This window comes from Streptomyces sp. NPDC046122 (genome assembly GCF_056429965.1).
This window is the reverse complement of sequence record NZ_JBWKLQ010000007.1, coordinates 206,323-229,515: the sequence shown is the minus strand read 5'-3', so window position 1 is coordinate 229,515 and position 23,193 is coordinate 206,323. Positions and strand designations below refer to the sequence as shown.

The 23,193-nt window shown below is 72.7% G+C and carries 21 protein-coding genes and 1 tRNA gene; 14 read left to right on the top strand and 8 right to left on the bottom strand.

What is annotated here, in order from left to right; all coding sequences use genetic code 11:
• Positions 1-27: 27 nt before the first annotated feature.
• The gene (locus tag AC07FK_RS20820) at positions 28-792 is read right to left on the bottom strand and encodes a TetR/AcrR family transcriptional regulator (protein ID WP_479106385.1); all 765 of its coding nucleotides are present in this window, start codon (positions 790-792) and stop codon (positions 28-30) included.
• A gap of 100 nt (positions 793-892) precedes the next feature.
• On the opposite strand from AC07FK_RS20820, the gene AC07FK_RS20815 reads away from it, so the two are divergent.
• From AC07FK_RS20815 to AC07FK_RS20800, 4 genes are read left to right on the top strand one after another with little or no spacing between them, the layout of a single operon-like run.
• Positions 893-2,392 (top strand): APC family permease, encoded by a 1,500-nt coding sequence (locus AC07FK_RS20815; RefSeq protein WP_479106384.1) that lies wholly within the window; start codon positions 893-895, stop codon positions 2,390-2,392.
• A 41-nt stretch (positions 2,393-2,433) separates the two neighbouring features.
• Entirely contained in the window at positions 2,434-4,122 is a 1,689-nt protein-coding gene (locus AC07FK_RS20810; protein ID WP_479106383.1) for an amidohydrolase, read from the top strand.
• A gap of 16 nt (positions 4,123-4,138) precedes the next feature.
• Positions 4,139-5,227, top strand: a complete 1,089-nt coding sequence (locus tag AC07FK_RS20805) for an S-(hydroxymethyl)mycothiol dehydrogenase (protein ID WP_479106382.1) — start codon at positions 4,139-4,141, stop codon at positions 5,225-5,227.
• Complete coding sequence (locus tag AC07FK_RS20800; RefSeq protein ID WP_479106381.1) at positions 5,224-5,856, top strand: MBL fold metallo-hydrolase; 633 nt, start codon at positions 5,224-5,226, stop codon at positions 5,854-5,856. The genes AC07FK_RS20805 and AC07FK_RS20800 overlap by 4 nt, the downstream gene beginning before the upstream one ends.
• A 39-nt stretch (positions 5,857-5,895) precedes the next feature.
• On the opposite strand, the gene AC07FK_RS20795 is transcribed toward AC07FK_RS20800, so the two are convergent.
• Positions 5,896-5,983 (bottom strand) — tRNA-Leu (locus AC07FK_RS20795).
• Between the two features lie 137 nt (positions 5,984-6,120).
• Between AC07FK_RS20795 and AC07FK_RS20790 the strand changes: the two genes are divergently transcribed.
• The 3 genes from AC07FK_RS20790 (at position 6,121) to AC07FK_RS20780 (ending at position 8,854) form a co-directional block, all read left to right on the top strand.
• Positions 6,121-7,464 (top strand): M20/M25/M40 family metallo-hydrolase, encoded by a 1,344-nt coding sequence (locus AC07FK_RS20790; RefSeq protein ID WP_479106380.1) that lies wholly within the window; start codon positions 6,121-6,123, stop codon positions 7,462-7,464.
• Positions 7,465-7,638: 174 nt separating this feature from the next.
• Positions 7,639-7,872, top strand: a complete 234-nt coding sequence (gene chpH / locus AC07FK_RS20785; protein ID WP_479106379.1) for a chaplin ChpH — start codon at positions 7,639-7,641, stop codon at positions 7,870-7,872.
• A gap of 145 nt (positions 7,873-8,017) precedes the next feature.
• Complete coding sequence (locus AC07FK_RS20780; RefSeq protein ID WP_479106378.1) at positions 8,018-8,854, top strand: chaplin; 837 nt, start codon at positions 8,018-8,020, stop codon at positions 8,852-8,854.
• Positions 8,855-8,925: 71 nt separating this feature from the next.
• On the opposite strand, the gene AC07FK_RS20775 is transcribed toward AC07FK_RS20780, so the two are convergent.
• Positions 8,926-9,114 (bottom strand): DUF5703 family protein, encoded by a 189-nt coding sequence (locus tag AC07FK_RS20775; RefSeq protein WP_018535088.1) that lies wholly within the window; start codon positions 9,112-9,114, stop codon positions 8,926-8,928.
• A gap of 47 nt (positions 9,115-9,161) precedes the next feature.
• Here AC07FK_RS20775 and AC07FK_RS20770 point away from each other — a divergent pair, with 47 nt between their 5' ends.
• A complete protein-coding gene (locus AC07FK_RS20770) occupies positions 9,162-9,863 on the top strand; it encodes a hypothetical protein (protein ID WP_479106377.1) in 702 nt (233 codons plus the stop codon).
• 78 nt (positions 9,864-9,941) lie between these two features.
• On the opposite strand, the gene AC07FK_RS20765 is transcribed toward AC07FK_RS20770, so the two are convergent.
• Positions 9,942-12,269, bottom strand: a complete 2,328-nt coding sequence (locus AC07FK_RS20765; protein ID WP_479106516.1) for a helix-hairpin-helix domain-containing protein — start codon at positions 12,267-12,269, stop codon at positions 9,942-9,944.
• A gap of 188 nt (positions 12,270-12,457) precedes the next feature.
• Entirely contained in the window at positions 12,458-13,441 is a 984-nt protein-coding gene (locus AC07FK_RS20760) for an aldo/keto reductase (RefSeq protein WP_479106376.1), read from the bottom strand.
• A 143-nt stretch (positions 13,442-13,584) separates the two neighbouring features.
• Between AC07FK_RS20760 and AC07FK_RS20755 the strand changes: the two genes are divergently transcribed.
• Both AC07FK_RS20755 and AC07FK_RS20750 read left to right on the top strand, forming a co-directional pair.
• Positions 13,585-14,634: an LLM class F420-dependent oxidoreductase gene (locus AC07FK_RS20755; protein ID WP_479106375.1), complete on the top strand. Its 1,050-nt coding sequence runs from the start codon at positions 13,585-13,587 to the stop codon at positions 14,632-14,634.
• 238 nt (positions 14,635-14,872) lie between these two features.
• Positions 14,873-15,661, top strand: coding sequence for a ferritin-like domain-containing protein (locus AC07FK_RS20750; protein ID WP_479106374.1), 789 nt, complete (start codon positions 14,873-14,875; stop codon positions 15,659-15,661).
• Positions 15,662-15,683: 22 nt separating this feature from the next.
• Here the strand turns inward: AC07FK_RS20750 and corA are convergent, their stop codons facing one another.
• Positions 15,684-16,676, bottom strand: coding sequence for a magnesium/cobalt transporter CorA (gene corA / locus AC07FK_RS20745; RefSeq protein ID WP_479106373.1), 993 nt, complete (start codon positions 16,674-16,676; stop codon positions 15,684-15,686).
• Between the two features lie 59 nt (positions 16,677-16,735).
• On the opposite strand from corA, the gene AC07FK_RS20740 reads away from it, so the two are divergent.
• The 4 genes from AC07FK_RS20740 to mshC all read left to right on the top strand — a co-directional run bounded on the left by AC07FK_RS20740 (position 16,736) and on the right by mshC (position 20,254).
• Complete coding sequence (locus AC07FK_RS20740) at positions 16,736-17,422, top strand: histidine phosphatase family protein (RefSeq protein ID WP_479106372.1); 687 nt, start codon at positions 16,736-16,738, stop codon at positions 17,420-17,422.
• Between the two features lie 116 nt (positions 17,423-17,538).
• Positions 17,539-18,129 carry a DUF3090 domain-containing protein gene (locus AC07FK_RS20735; RefSeq protein ID WP_138894543.1) on the top strand — a complete coding sequence of 197 codons (591 nt, stop codon included), beginning with the start codon at positions 17,539-17,541 and terminating at the stop codon, positions 18,127-18,129.
• Positions 18,093-18,932 (top strand): SCO1664 family protein, encoded by an 840-nt coding sequence (locus AC07FK_RS20730; protein ID WP_479106371.1) that lies wholly within the window; start codon positions 18,093-18,095, stop codon positions 18,930-18,932. Before AC07FK_RS20735 ends, AC07FK_RS20730 begins: the two co-directional genes overlap by 37 nt.
• Before the next feature lie 92 nt (positions 18,933-19,024).
• Positions 19,025-20,254, top strand: a complete 1,230-nt coding sequence (gene mshC / locus AC07FK_RS20725; RefSeq protein WP_479106370.1) for a cysteine--1-D-myo-inosityl 2-amino-2-deoxy-alpha-D-glucopyranoside ligase — start codon at positions 19,025-19,027, stop codon at positions 20,252-20,254.
• A 132-nt stretch (positions 20,255-20,386) separates the two neighbouring features.
• Here the strand turns inward: mshC and AC07FK_RS20720 are convergent, their stop codons facing one another.
• Positions 20,387-21,391 (bottom strand): PAC2 family protein, encoded by a 1,005-nt coding sequence (locus AC07FK_RS20720; RefSeq protein ID WP_479106369.1) that lies wholly within the window; start codon positions 21,389-21,391, stop codon positions 20,387-20,389.
• A gap of 189 nt (positions 21,392-21,580) precedes the next feature.
• Positions 21,581-23,191: a glycerol-3-phosphate dehydrogenase/oxidase gene (locus AC07FK_RS20715; RefSeq protein ID WP_479106368.1), complete on the bottom strand. Its 1,611-nt coding sequence runs from the start codon at positions 23,189-23,191 to the stop codon at positions 21,581-21,583.
• Between the last annotated feature and the right edge of the window lie 2 nt (positions 23,192-23,193).

Genomic DNA, 23,193 nt, shown 5'->3' with positions numbered 1-23,193 from the left:
GGCCGCATCGCCGTACCGCCGCCGCGATCAGTCCGGCCGGCGTCCGCGCGCCCGGGCGCGCGGCGGGGCCCCACCCCCGGGAAGGGGCCCCGCGCCGCCGGACAGTCGCGCCTGCGCCGCCGCCAGCACCATCTCCAGCGCCGCCGGATACCCGCTGCGGCGCATCTCGGCCACCAGCACCGGACCGGTGGCGTTGATGTTCGGATGGCTGTCGGCGGGCAGTCGCGCGTACGTCTCCCGCCAGGCCCGCTCCTCCGTCTCCCGCGCGGCCGCAGGCAGCGCGAGCGTCGCCGCGTCCAGCGCCGCGAAGGACAGCGTCTGGTCCACGAAGACGTGGTAGACGCGCACCGCCTCCGCGTCCGGGAACCCCGCCCCGCGCAGAATCCCCAGGATCGTCTCCACCGCCCCGATCTCGTACGCCCGCCCCGTCACCCGCGCGCAGGTCAGCAGCGCCGCCTGCGGATGCGCCTGGTAGTCGGCGTGCATCATCAGACCCAGCGCCCGCAGGTCCGCCCGCCACTCGCCGGTCGGCCGGAACCGCCGCAGGGTACGGCCGATCAACTCGTCGGCGACCGCGAGCAGCAGGTCGTCGGTGTCCCGGAAGTACCGGTAGAGCGCGCTCGGGTCCGCCCCGAGCGCGGCCCCCAGCCGGCGCACGGTGAGCGCCGCCGCGCCGTGCTCGTGGATCAGCCGCAGCGCCGTACCGACGATCAGCTCCTCGGACAGCACCGTGCCCCCCTTGGTGGGCCGCCTGCGCCGCCGCCCCTCCTCCGGCACCACTCGCTCGCTCATGCCGCGCACGTTACGACAACACCGTTGACGTGTGAAGCCCCCGCGGAGTTCGATGTGCCGCCATCGGGGCCGTCGTGGCCCCCCGGTGAAGGAGCTGGCGATGACGTCATCGAAGACCCCGTACGGCACCGACCCGAAGACCCCGTACGGCGCCGACCCGCCCGCGCCCGGCACGCTCACCCGGACCCTCGGCGTCATGGACGGCTTCGCCATCGCTGCCTCCAGCACCGCCGCCACCACCAGCATCGGCATCGGCCTGGGCGTCACGGCGGGCGTCGTCGGCCTGCACCTGCCGATCATCATGCTGCTGGCGTTCCTGCCGGTCCTCGGCATCGCGAGCGCCTACACGCGGCTCAACAGGTCCGAGCCCAACATGGGCAGCGGCTACGTCTGGGTGGGGCGCTCCCTCAGCCCCTGGCTCGGCTTCCTCGTCGGCTGGATCGGCCTCGTCGCGACGGTCGTCTTCCTCTCCTACACGACCGCCGTCACCGGCTCCGCCCTCCTGCATCTCGTCCGCAAGACGGGCCTGCGCGGCGTCGCCGGGCTCGCCCTGGACCCCGATTCCACCGCCCAGTCCACCGCGCTGGGGATCCTGGTCCTGATCGCCGTCACCTTCACCGCCGTCACCGGCCTGCGCGCGGCCGCGAAGCTGCAGAAGTACCTGCTCGTCTTCGAGTACGCCGTCCTGCTCGCCTTCTGCGGCTACGGAATCGTCGTCGGCCCGCACCCCTTCAGCCTCGACTGGCTCAACCCCTTCACCATCCCCTCCGGCCAGGCCCTCGCCCAGGGACTCCTCCTCTCCGTCTTCTGCTACTGGGGCTTCGAGTCCTCGTTCAGCGTCAACGAGGAGGTCCGCGACCCGCAGGACGCCTCCAGAGCCGGGCTGATCACCCTCTTCACCATGCTCGGACTCTTCCTGCTCGGCTCGTTCGCCTTCCAGCGCGTCCTGTCCCAGGACGAACTCGCCGGCAACGGCGCCCAGGGCCTCACCTTCTTCGGCGACCGTCTCGCCGACCAGCCGCTCGCCGCGCTCCCGCTGATCGCCCTCACCTTCTCCGCCGTCGCCTCCCTGCAGGCCGGTGTGATCCCCACCGTGCGTGGCATGTTCGCGATGAGCCGCGACCGCACGATGGGGCCGCTCTGGTCGAGGATCAGCCCCCGTTACGGAACCCCGGCCGCCGGCACGGTCGCGATCGGCTGCGTCGCGGCGGCCGTCGCGTTGCTGTCCCTCGTTCTCCCGAAGATCGCCGACCTGATCCTCGCCTCGGTCAACGCGATCGGCGTCGTCGTCTCCCTCTACTACGCCCTCACCGCGCTCGCCGCCGCCGCCCGCTTCCGCTCCACACCGCGCGTCATCGTGGTGCCGGTGCTCAGCGCGGCCGTCCTTCTCGCCCTCGGCGGCTACCTCTGCTGGACCTTCTACACCTCGGCCGACCACTTCGAAATCAGCCCGGACAACGGATGGTTCATGCTGGCGTGCCCGGCCCTGATGCTGCTCAGCGGAGTCGTCGCGGCGGCGTGGGCGAAGTGGGTCCGCAAATCCCCGTACTTCGTCAACGGACGCGGCACCGACCCCGACGCCGTCCCTCTGACCGTCTGACACCTCCCCACCCCGTCACTCCAGCCGAAGGAGCGCGCACCATGCGCCACAACCGCTTCGCCGACCTCGTCTTTACCGGTGGCCCCGTCCTCACCCTGGATGCCGCCCGCAGCCGCGCCACCACGGTCGCCGTCACGGGCGACCGCGTCACCGCCGTGGGCCACGACGAGGTACGCGACCTCATCGGCCCGGAGACGGAAGTCGTCGACCTCGCCGGTCGGTTGCTCGTCCCCGGCTTCCAGGACGCGCACGTCCACCCCGTGTCGGCCGGCCTGGAACTGGCGCAGTGCGACCTGACGGGCGTCCGCACGGCGGCGGAGACCACCGCCGCAGTACGGGCGTACGCCGAAGCCCACCCCGACCGGGAGTGGATCACCGGCGGCGGCTGGTCCATGGAGGCGTTCGCCGGCGGCAGCCCCTCCCGCGACCTGCTCGACGCGGTCGTTCCCGACCGCCCCGTCTACCTCCCCAACCGGGACCACCACGGCGCCTGGGCCAACAGCCGCGCCCTGGCCCTCGCCGGCATCGACCGTCACACCCCCGACCCCGCCGACGGCCGCATCGAGCGGGACCCCCACGGCGAGCCCACCGGCCTCCTCCAGGAGGGCGCCATGGACCTGGTCGCCCGCCACACCCCGCCCTCCACCCCCGCCGACCGGCTGGCCGCCCTCCTGCGCGCCCAGCGACTGCTCCACTCGTACGGCATCACCGCCTGGCAGGACGCCATCGTCGGCGCCTTCGGCGCGATGGAGGACCCGGCCGACGCCTACCTCACCGCGGCCCGCGACGGCTCGCTCACCGCCCGCGTCACCGGGGCCCTGTGGTGGGACCGCGAACGCGGCGCCGAGCAGATACCGGAACTCGTCGCCCGCCGCGAGGAGCTGAGCCACGGCCGCTTCCGCGCCGGATCCGTGAAGCTCATGGTCGACGGAGTCGCCGAGACGGGCACCGCCGCCCTCCTCGACCCCTACCTGGACGGCTGCGGCTGCCCCACCGCCAACCGGGGCACCAGCTTCATCGACCCCGCCGACCTGCGCCGGTACGTCACCGAGCTGGACGCGCTCGGTTTCCAGGCCCACTTCCACGCACTCGGCGACCGCGCCGTGCGCGATGCCCTGGACGCGGTCGAAGCGGCCCGCACCGCGAACGGCCACCGCGACACCCGCCCCCACCTCGCCCACCTCCAGATCGTCCACCCGGACGACATCGCCCGTTTCAGGGAGCTCGGCGCCACCGCCAACATCCAGCCCCTGTGGGCCGCGCACGAACCACAGATGGACGAACTCACCATTCCCTTCCTCGGCGGCGAACGGGCCGGGTGGCAGTACCCGTTCGGCGCACTGCTGCGCTCCGGCGCCACGCTGGCGGCCGGCAGCGACTGGCCCGTCAGCAGCCCGGACCCGATGCACGGCATCCACACGGCGGTCAACCGAGTCGAGCCGCACGGCGACGGCCCCGTCTTCCTCCCGGAACAGCGCATCGGCCTGACGGACGCCTTCGCCGCGTACACGGCGGGCTCCGCGTACGTGAACCACCTCGACGACACGGGAAGCATCCGCCCCGGAGCTCTCGCCGACCTGGTGGTCCTGGACCGCGACCCGTACGCGGCGCCGCCCGGCGAGATCGCCGCGACCCGCGTGGCGCGCACGTACGTCGGCGGACAGAAGGTCTACGACGCCGGTCCGCAGAGCGAGTACGGTGCGGGAAACGGGGGCGTACTCGACGCGTGAGGAAGGCAGTTCACGTATGACACAGCAGGTCCAAGGCGTCATCGCACCGGGGAAGAACGAGCCGGTGCGGGTGGCGGCCGTCCTCGTCCCCGACCCGGGGCCCGGCGAGGCGGTCGTGAAGGTCCAGGCGTGCGGCGTCTGCCACACCGACCTGCACTACAAGCAGGGCGGCATCAACGACGACTTCCCCTTCCTCCTCGGCCACGAGGCGGCGGGCGTCGTCGAGTCGGTCGGGGACGGCGTCACGGAAGTCGCTCCCGGCGACTTCGTCGTCCTGAACTGGCGTGCGGTGTGCGGCCGCTGCCGCGCCTGTCTGCGCGGCCGTCCGCAGTACTGCTTCGACACCCACAACGCCCGCCAGAAGATGACCCTCCTCGACGGCACCGAGCTGTCCCCGGCGCTCGGCATCGGGGCGTTCGCCGAGAAGACGCTGGTCGCGGCGGGCCAGTGCACGAAGGTCGACCCCGCCGTCTCGCCCGCCGTCGCGGGCCTGCTCGGCTGCGGCGTCATGGCGGGCATCGGCGCCGCCGTCAACACCGGGCAGGTCGGCCGCGGCGACTCGGTCGCCGTCATCGGCTGCGGCGGCGTCGGCGACGCGGCCGTCGTGGGCGCCCGGCTCGCGGGCGCGGCGAAGATCATCGCGGTCGACATCGACGACCGCAAGCTGGAGACCGCCCGCGCCATGGGCGCCACCCACACGGTGAACTCCCGCTCCACCGATCCCGTCGACGCCATCCGCGGACTCACCGGCGGATTCGGCGCTGACGTGGTCATCGAGGCGGTGGGCCGGCCCGAGACGTACAAGCAGGCCTTCTACGCCCGGGACCTGGCCGGCACCGTCGTCCTCGTCGGCGTCCCCACCCCGGACATGCGGCTCGACCTCCCGCTCATCGACGTCTTCGGCCGCGGTGGATCCCTCAAGTCCTCCTGGTACGGCGACTGCCTGCCCTCCCGCGACTTCCCGATGCTCGTCGACCTGCACCAGCAGGGCCGGATCGACCTCGCCGCCTTCGTCACCGAGACCATCGGCCTCGGCGACGTGGAGAAGGCCTTCGCGCGCATGCACGAGGGCGACGTACTGCGCTCGGTGGTGGAGTTCGGATGACCGCCGCACGCATCGACCACCTGGTCACCTCCGGCGTCTTCTCGCTCGACGGCGGCACCTGGGACGTCGACAACAACGTCTGGATCGTCGGCGACGACACCGAGGCGATCGTCATCGACGCCGCCCACGACGCCGACGCCATCCTCGCCGCGCTCGGCGGCCGCACCCTGCGCGCCATCGTCTGCACGCACGCCCACAACGACCACGTCGACGCGGCTCCGGCCCTCGCCGGGGCCACGGGCGCGCCCGTCCTGCTGCACCCCGACGACCTGCCCCTGTGGCAGCAGACCCACCCGGACCGCGCGCCCGACGGCGAACTGGCGGACGGCGGGACCCTCACCGTCGCCGGCACCACGCTGGAGATCCTGCACACGCCCGGCCACGCGCCCGGAGCGGTCTGCCTGTACGCCCCCGGGCTGGCCACCGTCTTCACCGGCGACACCCTCTTCCGGGGCGGGCCCGGCGCGACGGGGCGGTCCTTCTCGGACTTCCCGACGATCGTCGGCTCGATCCGCGACCGGCTGCTCACCCTGCCGCCCGACACCGAGGTGCGCACCGGTCACGGAGAGGTGACGACCATCGGCGCGGAGTCCCCGCACCTGCAGGAATGGATCACCAGAGGACACTGAGAAACAGAAGAACCCCCAGTTCGACTGGGGGTTCTTCGCTGGTGTCCGAGGGGGGACTTGAACCCCCACGCCCGATAAAGGGCACTAGCACCTCAAGCTAGCGCGTCTGCCATTCCGCCACCCGGACAAGGTGTATGTCTCACGGCCCCGGGCCGTTCCGACGTGGAAAACCATAGCAAACATTCAGACCCCCTGATCACACCCCCGGGTGGGCCAGCGGGAGGATGAGGGGGACCACCAGCAGAGCCAGTGGGAGGAAGCAGCGTGAGCGAGTCGAAGGCGGCCGGCCGGGCCGACAGCGCCAGGCAGGTCTCGGGCGAGGACGAGGTCACCGATCTCTGCCGCGATCTGATCAGGATCGACACCAGCAACTACGGGGACCACTCGGGGCCCGGGGAGAGGGCGGCGGCGGAGTACATCGCGGAGAAGCTCGCCGAGGTCGGGCTCGAACCGCAGATCTTCGAGTCCCACCCCGGGCGGGCGTCCACCGTGGCCAGGATCGAGGGCGAGGACCCCTCGAAGCCGGCGCTGCTCATCCACGGGCACACCGACGTCGTGCCCGCGAACGCCCAGGACTGGACGCACGACCCCTTCGCGGGCGAGATCGCGGACGGCTGCGTGTGGGGCCGGGGCGCGGTGGACATGAAGGACATGGACGCGATGACCCTCGCGGTCGTGCGTGACCGGATGCGCAGCGGCCGCAAGCCCCCGCGCGACGTGGTGCTGGCCTTCCTCGCCGACGAGGAGGCGGGCGGCACGTACGGGGCCAGGTACCTCGTCGACAAGCACCCGGGCCTCTTCGAGGGCGTGACGGAGGCGATCGGCGAGGTCGGCGGCTTCTCCTTCACCGTCAACGAGAACCTGCGGCTGTACCTCGTCGAGACGGCGCAGAAGGGCATGCACTGGATGCGGCTCACCGTGGACGGCACGGCCGGTCACGGCTCGATGACCAACAACGACAACGCGATCACCGAGCTGTGCGAGGCGGTGGGGCGGCTGGGGCGGCACACCTGGCCGGTGCGGGTCACCAAGACCGTACGGTCCTTCCTGGACGAGCTGTCCGACGCGCTCGGCACCCCGCTCGATCCCGAGGACATGGACGCGACGCTCGCCAAGCTCGGCGGCATCGCCAAGATGATCGGCGCCACGCTGCGCAACTCCGCCGCCCCCACCATGCTCGGCGCCGGCTACAAGGTGAACGTCATCCCCGGTCAGGCGACGGCGCATGTCGACGGGCGGTTCCTGCCCGGGTACGAGGAGGAGTTCCTCGCCGATCTCGACCGGATCCTCGGCCCGCGCGTACGGCGCGAGGACGTGCACGGCGACAAGGCGCTGGAGACCAGCTTCGACGGGGACCTCGTCGACGCGATGCAGGTGGCGCTGAGGGCCGAGGACCCCATCGCGCGGGCCGTCCCGTACATGCTCTCCGGCGGCACCGACGCCAAGTCCTTCGACGACCTGGGGATCCGCTGCTTCGGTTTCGCGCCGCTGAAGCTGCCGCCCGAGCTGGACTTCGCCGGCATGTTCCACGGCGTGGACGAGCGGGTCCCGGTCGACGGGCTGAAGTTCGGCGTACGCGTCCTGGACCGTTTCCTGGACAGCTGCTGACCAACTGCTGAACCGACAAGTGGTGAAACGACCGTCCAACTAATCGGCCGGACGTGCTATTTGACTGAAAAGAGTGAAAGGAACCATAGGCTAGTAGCCCCATTGCTTTCCCTTCGTTACAAGGTGTGCGGTCCGCGGCTGGGACCGCATTGGTGCCAACAAGGAGGAAAAGTAATGATCAAGAAGGTCGTCGCTGCTGCGGCTGCCACTGGTGGTCTGGTTCTCGCCGGCGCGGGCATGGCCGTCGCCGACTCGGGTGCCCAGGGTGCTGCGGTCAAGTCCCCCGGCGTGATTTCGGGCAACGTCGTTCAGGTCCCGATCCACGTGCCGGTGAACGCGTGCGGCAACACGGTCTCCGTGATCGGGCTGCTCAACCCCGCCTTCGGCAACACCTGCATCAACAAGTGACGTTGTGCATGCACCCGTAAGGGTCTGAGACCCGGGCGGCCCCGGAGTGCGCTCCATGCACTCCGGGGCCGCTGGGCATTCGGCCCGCGGCGGCGACGATGTCCCGCGGGCATTCGGCGAAGGCAAAAGGCAGAGGAACGTACCAATGCGTCAGGTAGCGAAAAAGAGCCTGATCACCGTGGCGGCCGCGAGTGGCCTGCTGGCCATCGGCGGCGGCCACGCGCACGCCGGCTCCGGGGCCGGAGGCTCCGCGTCGGATTCTCCCGGTGTTCTGTCCGGGAATTCCGTGCAGGCTCCCGTGCACGTCCCCGTCAATGTGTGCGGGAACACCGTGAATGTGGTCGGGGTGCTCAATCCGGCCATGGGCAACAGCTGTGTGAACCACTCGCACGGCTCGAAGCCCGGCAAGAACCACGGCGGCGGATCGACGGCCGAGGGGCGCGCGAGCGATTCGCCCGGAGTCGCCTCGGGCAACCAGGTCCAGGCGCCGGTCCACGTGCCGGTGAACGCCTGCGGCAACACCGTCACCGTCGTCGGCGGCGGCAACACCGCCACGGGCAACGACTGCGCCAACGACTCCAGCGGTACCCACAACCCTCCGGGCAAGCCGGAAGAGCCCGGCAAGCCGGGGGAGCCGGGCAAGCCCGGTGAGCCGGGGAAGCCGGGAGAGCCGGGGAAGCCGGGAGAGCCCGGCAAGCCCGGTGAGCCGACCGAGCCCACGCACCCCGGCAAGCCCGGAGAGCCCGGCAAGCCCGGTGAGCCGACCGAGCCCTCGCAGCCCGGCGTGCCCGCCGACCCCGACGAGCCGGCCGCGCCCGGCGAGCCCGGCGGCCCCGACCCGCAGACCGTCACCCAGCCCCACGGCCTCGACGCCCTCGCGCAGACCGGCGCCGGCGCTCCGCTCGGCGTGGTGATCCCCGCCGGTGCGGGCCTGCTGCTGGCCGGTGCGGTGCTCTACCGCCGCTCGCGTTCCGCGGCGTAGCACGGGAAGAACGCCGGTGCGATCCGTGCCGGAAACGGAGCGGGCCCCGCCATCGCGGGGCCCGCTCCGTCTCACCAGGTGGCGCGCACCTGTCGGATGATGCGCCTGCGCAACCGCACGCGGCGGCTGCCGTCCCGGCGCAGACTCAGTCGGTCCAACTCCCAGTGTCCGTACTCGGCATGGTCGGTCAGCAGACGGGTCGCCTCCTTGCGGGAAACCCCGCGAGGGACGTACACGTCGACAAATTCGTATTCCGGCATCGCATCTATTGTGCGGGCAGAGCCCCGGTACGGATAGCGTCTGCACTATGTCTGATGCTGCGCAGCCCACCGCCGCCGAGGTACGCGCCGCCGCCGAGGCGGTCAAAGTCGCGCTCGACCGTCACCTCGAGGCGGTCGAACGCCGCACCGGGGACGACGACCCGGCCGTCTACGACGCGTTCAACGAGCTTGCCGCGGCCGCCGAGGCGTACGACGAGCGGCTCTACGACCGCTACGACGAGGTCACCCCCTTCGAGATCCCCGGATCCGACGACTCCCTGCCGCCCTACGCGGGGCCGGAGGAGCCCAACGCGGTGAGCGTCCTGATCCGCCGCGACTACGCCGTGGTGGAGCCCCAGCGGCTGCTCGCCCAGGCCCAGCGCATCGCCGATCTCGACCCCGACGTCGACGCTCCGGAGATCGAGATCGAGGTCGAGCTCGACACCGACGTCGACGCCGAGGAGCGCGGCAACGCCGTGGCGATCGTCGGGGGCAGCGTCCACGCCGCTCTCGGGGTGCTCTTCGGCGAGTTCGAAGCCGATGAGATCGCCTCCCGGCACAAGGAGTTCGGTCTGGAGGAGGGCGACTCCACGTTGTGGGTGGCCGCCGCGGAGGAGCTGCCCGAGCCGGGGGAGTGGCTGAACGCCCCGTTCGAGGACGCCGACGCGCAGCGGGTGGTGTGCCGCTTCGACGTCAGCTCGGTCTTCGACGACGAGTTCGACGAGACCGACGGCCCCGACCTGGGCTGAGTGGCCGGGCCGGTCGGCCCAGGCGGTCCGGGCCGTGGCCTCCCGACCGGCCCGGACAGGGGCCTTTGCGGCGGCCCGCTAGAGGGCGCCCGGCCCGGCGGCCGCCTCCGGGGCCTGCTCCGCGGCCGGCTCGGCGGGAGGCTGGAGCAGCGTGCGCAGACGCGTGGTGCGCGGCCGGTCCGGGACTTCGGCCACCGCGCGGGGCAGCGCCTGGTCGACGCCGTGCACCACGGACAGGTGGCGCTCCGCCCGGCTGAACGCCGTGTAGATCCACGGGCGGCTCAGCGCCGGGGCGGCGTCGCCGGGCAGCACGACCACGACCGCGGGCCAGCGCATCCCGGCCGCCTGGTGCGCGGTGAGCGCCCACGCGTGACGCACCGCCGTCTCCACCCGCTCCTTCGGCACGACGACGGGCGTGCCCTCGCAGTCGAGGTGCAGACCGTCGGCGTCCGCCGATCCGACCGTGCCGGGAAGCGTCCGGCCGGGCGCCGGGACGTAGGCGACCCGGTCGCCGGGGTCGAAGCCGCCGAACCGGCCCGGGCCCGGGTTGAGCCGCTGCTTGAGCGCGGCGTTCAGCGCGCGGGTGCCCGCCGAGCCGCCGTGCCCGGGAGTGATCACCTGGGTCTGCGCGGGGGAGACCCCGAAGGCGCGCGGCACGGAGTCCGCGACCAGCTGGACGGTGCGGTGCACGGCCTCGCCGGCGTCGCGGACCGGGACGATCACCACCTCCTTGCCGGGCGCCTCGACCTGGTTCAGCTCCCCGATCCCGATGCCGGAGACCAGCTCGCCGATCGGGCCGGGGTCCGGCGTACGCGACACGATGTGCGGGCAGGCGCGGGCGGCCAGCAGGTCGGCGAAGACCCGGCCCGCGCCGGCGGAGGGCAGCACGCCCGGGTCGCCGCTCAGGACGAGCCTGGTGCCGTCCGCCAGCGACTCGACGAGGACGGCGGCGGTCTCCACGTCCAGCTGCGGGGCGTCCAGCACCACCAGCAGGTCGACGGCGAGCGCGCCCTCCTCGTCCCGGCCGGGCCCCTCGGCGCCGGCGAGCAGGCCGGCGACGGTGACCGAGGCCGACGCGTCGTCGAGCGCCGCCGCCAGCCGGCGGCGGCCGTCGGGGCTGTGCGAAGCCGCGTACGCCCGCAGACCGAGCCCGCGCGCCGCGGCGACCAGCGCGGCCGGTTCGGCACGGGCGGCCTCGCCGCCGCTGTGGGCCACCAGGCCGTTCGAGGCGACCGCGCGCATCAGCTCGGCGGCCGACGGCGAGACGCCTTCCGCGTCCCAACCGCCGGTGTCCCCGGCGAACGTACTGGCCAGCCGGGCGAGCCCGTCGGCGAGGCTCTCCTCAGCGAGTGCGTACCGTTCGAGCCCCAGCAGCACCTCCACCGGCTCGTCGCCCTCGGCGGCCTCGTCAGCCGAGCCGTCCTGGAAGACGAGCACCACGCCCTCGGAGACCGCGTGCTCGACTGCCTCGTCCGGGTCGGGCACCTTGTGCTCGGCGAGCGCCTTGCGGACGGCGCCGGACTCGAGGGCGGTGTGCCCCTGGACCGCCGCCCGTTCCAGCAGCCAGCCGGTGAGGGCCGCGATCCGGCGCTCGTCGCCCGGCCCGCACTCCGCGCCGAGCAGGGCGCGGGCGAAGCCGTCGGCCTGTTCGGGCCGGACGCCCGGCACGGACAGCAGCTGCCACGGGTCGTCGCGCAGCACCTGCCCGGCCTGCTCCCCGAGTACGCCGGCCACGGCGAGAGCCAGCGCCTCCGGAGCCCCGCCCTCGGCGAGCACGGCCCGCACCGCGGCCACGGCCTCGGGTGCGGCGGCGGGCCCCGCCACCGGGACCGCCCGCGGGGCGGCCGCCGGACCCGCGCCGCGAGCCGGAGCGGGCCCGGGGGCGACGCGGCGCGGCGCGGGCGCGGGGGACGCGAAGAACGCGTCCCCGGACGTGGCGCCGCTCTCCACGGCCCGTACGGCGGCCAGCAGATCGGCCGCCTGCCCGCTCAGCTTGGCGCCGGCCTCGACCGGCGCGGTCTTCTCGGCCTTGCGCCGCTCGATCCGCTCCCGCAACGCCCGCTGGGCGGCGAGCTCGGCCTCGGCCTCGGACAACCGAGGCCCCGCGTCCGCCCCGTCGTTCTCCGGGGCGGCCGGGTCCCTGGCGTCGTCCGCCGGGGCATCGGTGCCGGCGGGCCGCCCGTGTGCTTCGGCGTCCGAGGGCTCCGACGCACCGGCCGGACGGCCCGCGAGGCGCTCGTCGGCCGCCGGCTGTCCGGCCTCGGCCGGGTCCGGGCCGGAGCTCGGGGGCGCCGGGTCCTCGCCCTCCGGAGCCGGGTGTCCGTCGGTGGCCGGCACGCCTTCGGCAGCGGGCTCCGGGGTGTCGTCGTGCTGCACGTCGGTACCTGCGTCCTCGGTCGCGTCCATCTGCTTCTCCACCGCGCCGGCGCCGGCCGGGGCCCCGGCTCCCGGGGCGGGCTCGATGTGGGGCTTCGCGGCGTCCCCGGCGGGGCCCGGCGCCGGGACCATAGGCTCGGCGGCGGGCTCGGCGCCGGGCTCCGCGGTGTCGCGGTGGTCAGCCGGGGATCCGGGGGTTGCCCCCCGGGGAAGCGCGGTCACAGCGTGCTCCAGTCCTGGTCGGGATAGCGGTGCACGGGCGCCGACACGTCGTCGAGCGCCCGGCAGATCTCGTCTGGAAGACTAAGCGCCTCCACTGACAACGCCGCCGCGAGCTGGTGCGCGTTGCGCGCCCCCACGATCGGGGCGACCACGCCCGGCCGGTCGCGGACCCAGGCGAGGGCCACCTGGAGCGGCGTGGTGGCGAGCCCGTCCGCGGCCGTCGCCACCGCGTCCACGATGCGGCTCGACGCCTCGTCGAGGTACGGCGCGACGAACCCGGCCAGGTGCGGCGTTCCGCCGCGCGAGTCCGGCGGTACGGCGCGCCGGTACTTGCCCGTCAGCACCCCCCGGCCGAGGGGCGACGACGGCAGCAGCCCGACCCCCAGGTCGAGCGCGGCCGGCAGCACTTCTCGTTCCACGCCGCGCTGGAGCAGCGAGTACTCCATCTGCGTACTGGCCAGCCGTGTGCGTGAGCCGGGTGCCGCGAGCTGCCAGGTGGCGGCCTTCGCCAGCTGCCAGCCACAGAAGTTGGACACACCGGCATACCGTGCCCGCCCGCTGCTGACGGCGAGGTCGAGCGCCTGGAGCGTCTCGTCGAGCGGCGTGGCCGCGTCGAAGGCGTGCACCTGCCACACGTCCACGTAATCCGTGCCGAGCCGCTCCAGTGACGCGTCGAGCGCCGCCAGCAGATGGCCGCGCGAGCCGTCGAAGCGCCGGTCCGGGTCCGGCACGCTGCCGGCCTTGGTCGCGATGACCAGGTCCCGACGCGGAACGAGCCGTTCCACGAGCTGCCCGAGCAGGTACTCCGCCTCCCCGTCGCCGTACACGTCCGCCGTGTCGACGAGTGTGCCGCCCGCGTCCCAGAAGGCCTTCAACACGTCGGCGGCGTCGTGCTCGTCGGTGTCCCGGCCCCAGGTGAGGGTGCCGAGCCCGATTCTCGATACGCGCAGGCCCGTCCGGCCGAGATGCCTCTGCTCCATGGGCGCGAGATTACTGGCCGGGAGCCTGTGGGCAGGAGACCTGTGGACAAGTCCTGTGGACGAGTGCGCCCCCTGACGGATGGCGGCCCCGCGCGCTAGAGTCCCCGGCAACAGGGACGTTACTGATCAGTAAGGGGAGCGGCATGCGGCTCGGCATCAACCTCGGTTACTGGGGCGCGGGAATGGACGGCGACAATCTGGCCGTCGCCCAGGAAGCGGACCGGCTCGGCTACGACGTCTGCTGGGCCGCCGAGGCGTACGGCTCGGACGCCGCCACGGTGCTCTCCTGGGTCGCCGCCCAGACCGAGAACATCGACGTCGGTTCCGCCATCTTCCAGATCCCGGCCCGTACGCCCGCGATGACCGCGATGACCGCCGCGACCCTCGACTCCCTCTCCGGAGGCCGCTTCCGCCTGGGCCTCGGCGTCTCGGGCCCGCAGGTCTCCGAGGGCTGGTACGGCGTGAAGTTCGACAAGCCGCTGGCCCGCACCCGCGAGTACGTCGAGATCATCCGCAAGGCCATGACCCGCGAGCGCCTGTCGTACGAGGGGCAGCACTGGACGCTGCCGCTGCCGGGCGGCCCGGGCAAGCCGCTGAAGCTCACCGTTCACCCGCAGCGCGAGCACATCCCGCTCTACATCGCCGCGATCGGCCCCAAGAACCTGGAGCAGACGGGCGAGATCGCCGACGGCGCGCTGCTGATCTTCCCGTCCGCCGAACACATCGAGGACACGGCGATCCGGCACATCCGCGCCGGCCGCGAGAAGGCCGGAAAGACGATGGACGGCTTCGACGTGTGTCCCACCCTGCCGCTCGCGGTCGGCGACGACATCGACGCGCTGGCCGACATGTTCCGCCCGTACACCGCCCTGTACGTCGGCGGCATGGGCAGCCGCAAGCAGAACTTCTACAACCAGCTCGCCCAGCGCATGGGCTACGAGAAGGAAGCCGCCGAGATCCAGGACAAGTACCTGTCCGGCGACAAGGCGGGCGCCGCCGCCGCGATCCCGCAGCGGCTGATCGACCAGACGGCCCTGCTGGGCTCGGTCGAGCGGATCGCCGAGCGGATGCAGGGCTACGCCGCTGCCGGGGTGACGACGCTGACGCTGGCCCCCGCGGGCTTCACGCTCGACGAGCGGATCACCGCCCTGCGGGCCGGCACCGACGCCCTGGAGCGCGCCGGTCTGGCGTAGTCCCGCAGGGGACGGGGGCGGAGAGAAAGTCTGCGGCCGTGGTGGGGGCTCGGGGGTCTTCCCCGCCACGGCCGTCATGCACAACAACGCCGCACGACCCCAAGGGGTTACGCGCCCGTACCACCCCGGGGTTCATTCTTCCGGCGCAGTTGACCGCCGCCCCTGTTGCCTGCCCTCCCGTACCGTTTTTGACTTGTTCTTTGCGGACGCCCGCACGGAGGTACACGGAGGTTCAGTGATGCTGTCGGCCCGAAGTCTCTTCCAGGAAATCCTGGACAACGACGATTCCTTCCAGCTCTTCTGCTCCATAGCGGCCAGCGGCGAGACCCAGGGCGGCTGGGAGAACGGCCGGATCGCGGCCCTGGTGCCCGAGAGCATGAGGCACCTCGCTCCGAAGATCACCCGGCACGGCGCCGACGAGGACAAGCACGGCCGGCTCTTCAACGCGCTGCTCAAGAAGCGCGAGCTCGACCCGGTCCCGGTTCCGCCGGACACCGACTACACGATGCTGCTCGAACAGCGCGGCATCGGCCTCGCCCACGACAAGCTCCGCCGCGACGAGCCGCTGACCGAGGAGGACATCCTCGTCTACCTCTCGCACAGCCGGGTGACCGAGCAGCGGGCCGCCGACCAGATGGACATGCTGGTCAAGCACTTCGGCGACCACCCGGAGGCGGGCCGGCCGATCAGGATGATCTGCGAGGACGAGGAGAGCCACCTCGCGTACTGCCACGAGGAGCTGCTCCGGCTCGCGGGCGCGGGACACGGCCGTACGATCCAGCGCGTGCTGCGCGAGTGTGCCATGGAGGAGTGCCGCGTCTACCGGGACGTGAGCCTCGCCGTCATGGCTCACATGGGCCGCATCCTCACGTGGCCGAAGGCCAAGTCCGCCGCGCTCGCCGCGGGCATCCACGCCATGTACGCGTACGAGCGCCTCGGCGGCTGGCGGCGCATGGTCAGCCTGTCGATGCCGGAACGCCGCGACGCGCTGGGCGGCCCGGCGACGTCGGCCGCCGGAGTCGTCTGACCGGCGCCGCGGGCGGCGGCGGTCAGAGCCAGCCGCGGCGCTTGAACAGCCGGAACAGCCCGACCTCGCAGAACACCATCAGCAGGATCACGGCGGGATAGGCCCACACCCAGGTCAGCTCGGGCATGTGCTCGAAGTTCATGCCGTAGACGCCCGCGACCATCGTCGGGACGGCGGCCATCGCCGCCCACGCCGAGATCTTCCGCATGTCGTCGTTCTGCCGCACGCTCATCTGCGCCAGATGCGCCGACAAGATGTCCGACAGCAGCCGGTCCAGACCGTCCACCTGCTCGTTCGCGCGGGTCAGGTGGTCGCTGACGTCCCGGAAGAAGGGCTGCGCGTGCTCGTCGACGAACGGCAGCCCGGGGCTCGACAGCCGCAGCATCGGCTGCGCGAGCGGTCCCGTCGCGCGGCGGAACTCGAGCACCTGCCGCTTGAAGGTGTAGATCCGCGCCGCGGTGTTCGTGGAGTCGCGGCCGACCGGGGCGAAGACCTCCGCCTCCAGCTCCTCCAGGTCGGTCTGCAGCTCCGCGCCGACCTCTATGTAGTGGTCGACGACGGCGTCGCTGACGGCGTACAGGACCGAGGTCGGGCCGTGCCGCAGCACCTGCGGCTCGGCCTCCAGACGGTCGCGCACGGCCGCCAGGGGGGCGCCCTCGCCGTGCCGCACCGTCACCACGAAGGAGTCGCCCACGAACACCATCAGCTCGCCCGTCGTCACGGTGTCGCTCTCCGGTTCGTACATCACCGGCTTGAGCACCGCGAAGAGCGAATCGTCGTACACCTCCAGCTTGGGCCGCTGATGGGCGCGCAGGGCGTCCTCGACGGCCAGCGGGTGCAGGCCGAACTCGGTCGTCACGAGGTCGAATTCCTTCTCGGTCGGCTCGTGCAGACCGATCCACAAGAAGGAGTCGCCGCCCGCCCGCGCCTCGGAGAGCGCCTCGGAGAAGTCGGAAGGGCCCTCCGTGCGGCACCCTTCCCGGTAGATGGCACAGTCGACGATCACGCGGCGCATCCTCCCCGCGCCGGGGCCCCGGCACACCCCGGAGCCGTCTTCCGCCTAGGCTGGCGGCCATGGCCACGCTGATCCTCGTACGCCACGGACGTTCCACCGCCAACACCGCGGGACTGCTCGCCGGCTGGACGCCCGGCGTCACGCTCGACGAGCGCGGCGCCGCACAGGCGGCCGCGCTGCCCGGCAGGCTGGCCGACGTGCCGCTCGCCGCCGTGGTGACCAGCCCGCTCGAACGCTGCCGCGAGACGCTCCAGCCGCTGCTCGACGCGCGCCCGGGGCTGCCGCTGCACACCGACGAGCGGATCGGGGAGTGCCACTACGGCGACTGGTCGGGCCGCAAGCTCGCCGAGCTCTCCGACGAGCCGCTGATGGCCGCCGTGCAGCAGCACCCGTCCTCCGTGACGTTCCCCGGCGGCGAGTCGATGCGGGCCATGCAGGCCCGCGCGGTCGACGCCGCACGGGACTGGAACGCGCGCGTCGAGGCCGGGCACGGCGAGGACGCCGTGTACCTCATGTGCTCGCACGGGGACATCATCAAGTCCGTCGTCGCGGACGCGCTCGGCCTTCATCTCGACCTCTTCCAGCGGATTCACGTCGACCCGTGTTCCCTGACGGCCATCCGGTACACCGGGCTCCGCCCCTTTCTCGTGCGGCTCGGCGACACCGGGGACCTCACCGCCCTGGCGCCGCGCGAGAGCGGGAGCGACGGGGACGCGGCCGTAGGGGGCGGCGCGGGCGCACCGTGATCGCTCCGCGCAGTAGGGTGGACGCGCCCCCACCGCGCATAGAGACGATTTCGACACTTTCGACACCGGCTTTTCGACATCGACTTCTGAGTCGACGATTTCAAGGGAGACAGGACGTGTCCCGTCAGGTATTCCTCTACGACCCGCCGGACCGCTTCGTCGCCGGTACGGTCGGGCTGCCTGGACGCCGTACGTTCTTCCTGCAGGCATCCGCGGCCGGCCGCGTCACCAGCGTCGCCCTGGAGAAGACCCAGGTGGCCGCGCTCGCGGAGCGGATCGACGAGCTGCTCGACGAAGTGGTACGCCGCACCGGCGGCAACGCCCCCGTACCGGCCGTGGCCCCGGCCGACGTCACCGACAGCGCCCCGCTCGACGCCCCCGTCGAGGAGGAGTTCCGCGTCGGCACGATGGCGCTGGCCTGGGACGGTGAGGAACAGCGCATGATCGTCGAGGCCCAGGCCCTCGTCGAGCTGGACGTGGAGACCGAAGAGGATCTCGCGGAGGCCGAGGAACGGCTGCTCCAGGACGAGGAGAACGGCCCGCCGATGCTGCGGGTCCGACTCAGCGGCGCGCAGGCCCGTGCCTTCGCCAAGCGCGCCCTCGACGTCGTCAACGCGGGCCGGCCGCCGTGCCCGCTGTGCAGCCTGCCGCTCGACCCGGAGGGACACGTATGCCCGCGCCAGAACGGATACCGCCGCGGAGCGTGACTCCGCCGGACGACCTGCTCACCGTGCTGGCGAAGGGCCGGCTCACGGTGCGCGGACGCGTGCGTGAGGCATCCAACGCCGTCCTCTACTGCGACGTCGAGCACGACGGCGTGTCGGCGTCCTGCGTCTACAAGCCCGTCGCCGGCGAGCGGCCCCTGTGGGACTTCCCCGACGGCACGCTCGCGCAGCGCGAGGTGGCGGCGTACGAGATCTCCGAGGCGACGGGGTGGGGCCTCGTCCCGCCGACCGTGCTGCGCGACGGGCCGTACGGCGAGGGCATGTGCCAGCTGTGGATCGAGACGGCCCCCGAGGGGCCCGACGGGGGGCTGCTCGCCCTGATCGAGGACGAGGAGCCCGCCGAGGGCTGGAAGGCCATCGCCTACGCCGAGGTGGGGGAGGGGCGCACGGCGCTCCTCGTGCACGCCGACGACCCGCGCCTGCGCCGGCTGGCGGTCCTGGACGCGGTCGTCAACAACGCCGACCGCAAGGGCGGGCATCTGCTGCCGGCCCCGGACGGGCGGCTGTACGGCATCGACCACGGGGTCACGTTCCACGCGGACGACAAGCTCCGCACGCTGCTGTGGGGCTGGGCGGGCGAGCCGCTGACGGCCGAGGCCGTCGCGGTGGTGGGCCGGCTCGTGGAGGAACTGGCCCCGGGGCGGCCGCTCGCCACCCGGATGGCCGAACTGATCACTGCGGCGGAGGTGGAGGCGCTGCGCGGGCGGGTGGCGGCGCTGCGGGCGACGGCGCGCCACCCGGAGCCGAGCGGGGACTGGCCCGCCATTCCGTGGCCGCCGGTCTAGGGCACGGCGGCGGGCTCGCGCAAGAGTGGCTTACCGGACACGTTTCCGTATCCGGTTCGTATCCGGAACCTGCGTCCGGTTACGCTCAAGGCATGCATGCCTGGCCCGCTTCTGAGGTCCCCGCCCTGCCTGGCAAGGGCCGCGACCTCCAGATCCACGACACCGCGACCGGCGGGTTGATCACCCTCGACCCCGGTCCCGTCGCCCGAATCTATGTCTGCGGCATCACGCCGTACGACGCGACCCACATCGGTCACGCGGCGACCTACAACGCGTTCGACCTCGTGCAGCGCGTGTGGCTCGACACCAAGCGGCAGGTTCACTACGTGCAGAACGTCACGGACGTGGACGATCCGCTGCTGGAGCGGGCGATCCGCGACGGACAGGACTGGACCGAACTGGCGGAGCGCGAAACCGCGCTGTTCCGCGAGGACATGACCGCCCTGCGGATGCTTCCGCCGCGGCACTACATCGGCGCCGTCGAGGCGATACCCGGCATCGTGCCGCTCATCGAGCGGCTGCGGGACGCGGGCGCGGCGTACGAGCTCGACGGGGACGTGTACTTCTCCGTCGAGGCCGACCCGCGCTTCGGCGAGGTCTCGGGGCTGGACGCCGACGCGATGCGGCTGCTGTCCGCCGAGCGCGGCGGCGACCCGGACCGCCCCGGCAAGAAGAACCCGCTCGACCCGATGCTCTGGATGGCGGCCCGTGACGGCGAGCCGAGCTGGGACGGCGCCTCGCTGGGACGCGGCAGGCCCGGCTGGCACATCGAGTGCGTGGCGATCGCCCTCGACCACCTCGGGATGGGCTTCGACGTGCAGGGCGGCGGGTCCGACCTGGCCTTCCCGCACCACGAGATGGGCGCGTCCCACGCCCAGGCGCTGACCGGCGAGCACCCGTTCGCGAAGACGTACGTGCACGCCGGCATGGTCGCCCTGGACGGCGAGAAGATGTCGAAGTCCAAGGGCAACCTGGTCTTCGTGTCGAAGCTGCGCCGCGACGGTGTGGACCCGGCCGCGATCCGCCTCACGCTGCTCGCGCACCACTACCGGGCCGACTGGGAGTGGACGGACCAGGTGCTTCAGGACGCCCTGGAGCGGCTCGGGCGCTGGCGCGCGGCCGTGTCCCGCCCCGACGGACCGTCCGCGGACGGCCTGGTGGAGGAGATCCGCGAGGCGCTCGCCGACGACCTCGACGCCCCGGCCGCACTGGCCGCCGTGGACCGCTGGGCCGCCCTCCAGGCGTCCGGGGGCGGTACGGACGAAGGCGCCCCCGGCGTCGTCTCGCGTGCCGTCGACGCCCTCCTCGGCGTGGCCCTGTAACGCCGCGCGACCCGGCCGCCCCCGGTCCTCCACGCGGAGGGCCGGGGGCGGCTCAGTCGGCGTACCCCTCGGGCGCACGACGACGGGGCGGCGCCCGACGGCGCCGCCCCGCACGTTCACCGTCCGTACGCCCTACTCCTCGGGGGAGTCGTCCGCTCCGTCGGTGTCCTCCGCGCCCCGCGGGGGCTCGGACTCCGCGCGCGGGGGCTTCGGGGGCCGCGTACGGCCGCTGGAGCTGTCGCGCAGGTACGTCCCCGTGCCCTCGCTCCCGTCGGTCGCGTGACCGGGGCCGGGCCCGCCGTCACGCCGCCGCAGGTACCGCTCGAACTCGCGGGCGATCGCCTCGCCGGACGCCTCGGGCAGCTCCGCGGTGTCCCGCGCCTCCTCCAGCGACTGCACGTACTCGGCCACCTCGCTGTCCTCGGCGGCCAGTTGGTCCACGCCCACCTGCCAGGCCCGTGCGTCCTCCGGCAGTTCGCCGAGCGGGATCCGCAGGTCGATGAGGTCTTCCAGGCGGTTCAACAGGGCCAGTGTGGCCTTGGGGTTGGGCGGCTGCGACACGTAGTGCGGCACGGCGGCCCACAGGCTCACCGCCGGCACGCCCGCGTGCGTGCAGGCTTCCTGGAGGATTCCGACGATGCCGGTGGGGCCCTCGTACTTGGTCTCTTCCAGGTCCATGGTCCGCGCCAGGTCCGCGTCCGACGTCACGCCGCTGACCGGCACCGGCCGGGTGTGCGGGGTGTCGCCGAGCAGCGCGCCCAGGATCACGATCATCTCGACGCCCAGCTCGTGCGCGAAGCCGAGGATCTCGTTGCAGTACGAACGCCAGCGCATGGACGGCTCGATGCCGCGGACCAGTACGAGGTCGCGGGGCTTGTCGCCGCCGATGCGCACCACGGAGAGCCGTGTGGTGGGCCAGGTGATCTTCCGGACCCCGTTCTCGAGAAACACCGTGGGCCGGTTGACCTGGAAGTCGTAGTAGTCCTCGGCGTCGAGCGCCGCGAACACCTCGCCCTTCCACTCCCGTTCCAGATGCGCGACCGCGGTGGAGGCGGCGTCGCCGGCGTCGTTCCAGCCCTCGAACGCGGCCACCATGACCGGGTCGATCAGCTCGGGAACCCCCTCGAGCTCGATCACCCAGTGCCCCCTTTCGACGTTCCCTTGTGCACGCACCAACCTTACGGCTTCCACCAGGTGCGGTGACGCCTGATGCGCATGTGGGAAGCGTGCCCGGCGCCCGTCGGATCAACCGCCGGATCCTCAGCACGGGTAAGGGGCAGCCGCCCAGGCGGCTGCCCCTTACCCGTCCCCCCGTGACGCGGGGTCTCAGGCCCTGCGGCCCAGCACGTCCTCGACCTTCGCACGGACCTCGTCCGTGGCCAGGCCGCGGATCGTCAGCGTCGTACGGCGGCGCAGCACGTCGTCCGCGGTCTCGGCCCACTCGTGGTCGCGGGCGTACACGACCTGCGCCCAGATCTCCGGCGCGTCCGGGTGGACGCGCTCGGCCAGCGCCGGGTCCTCGTTGGCCAGGCGCGCGATGTCGAACGACAGCGAGCCGTAGTGGGTGGCCAGGTGGCGCGCGGTGTCGGCCGCCATCCGCGGACCGGGCGTGCCGCCGTCGACGAGCAGCCGGTGCGCGACCGCGTTCGGGTTGGATATACCCGGCAGCGGCTGCCGCTTGGGCAGGCTGGAGATGGGTTCCATGTCCTCGCCCAGCGGGTGGCCGGGCAGCTCCGCCAGCTTGTTCATGACGGTGCGGCCGATGTGACGGAACGTCGTCCACTTGCCGCCCGCTACCGACAGCATGCCGCCGCGTCCCTCGGTGACGACCGTCTCGCGCTTGGCCTTGGAGGTGTCACCGGGCCCGCCGGGCAGCACCCGCAGACCCGCGAAGGAGTACGTGATGAGGTCGCGGGAGAGCTGCTGGTCGCGGATCGAGAAGGCGGCCTCGTCCAGGATCTGGGCGATGTCCTTCTCGTTGACCGAGACGTCCCCGGGGTCGCCCTCGTACTCCTCGTCGGTCGTGCCGAGCAGGAGCTGGTCCTCCCACGGCAGCGCGAAGGTGATGCGGTACTTGTCGATGGGCGTCGCCAGCGCGGCCCGCCAGGGGGCGGTTCGCTTGAGGACCAGGTGCGCGCCCTTGGAGAGCCGGATGGAGGGGGCCGCGGCCGGGTTCTCCATCGTGCGCAGGTGGTCGACCCACGGTCCGGTGGCGTTGAGCACCAGGCGGGCCGTCACGCCGAACTCCACGCCGTCCAGGCGGTCCTTGAGCTCCGCGCCGGTGACCCGGCCGTTGGTGAAGCGCAGCCCGGTGACCTCGGCGTGGTTGAGGACGGTCGCGCCCGACTCGACGGCCGCGCGGACCGTCATCAGGGCCATGCGCGAGTCGTTCATCTGGTCGTCGCCGTAGACGGCGACGGCCCTCAGATCGTCCGTACGCAGCTCGGGAACCGCACGGGCGGCCTTCGCCGGGCTGATGACGTGGCCGACACCGTCCCCGAAGGCGGACAGCGCCGAGTAGGCGAAGACGCCCGCGCCGAGCTTGGCCGCGCCGTGCGGACCGCCCTTGTAGACGGGGAGGTAGAAGGTGAGCGGGTTGGCCAGGTGCGGCGCGACGTCCCGGGAGACGGCGCGCCGCTCGAAGTGGTTCTCCGCGACGAGCTTGACCGCGCCGGTCTGGAGGTAGCGCAGTCCGCCGTGGAGCAGCTTGGAGGAGGCGGAGGAGGTGGCGCCGGCGAAGTCGCCGGCGTCCACCAGGGCCACCCGCAGTCCCGACTGGGCGGCGTGCCAGGCGGTGGAGATGCCCAGGATGCCGCCGCCGATCACCAGGAGGTCGTACGTCGCCTTGGAAAGGTGTTCCCGGGTCTCGGCGCGACTCGTGGAACAGCCGTCGGCCGGGCGCGTCCCGAGGGCCGGGACGCTCTGCAGGGTGGTCATGT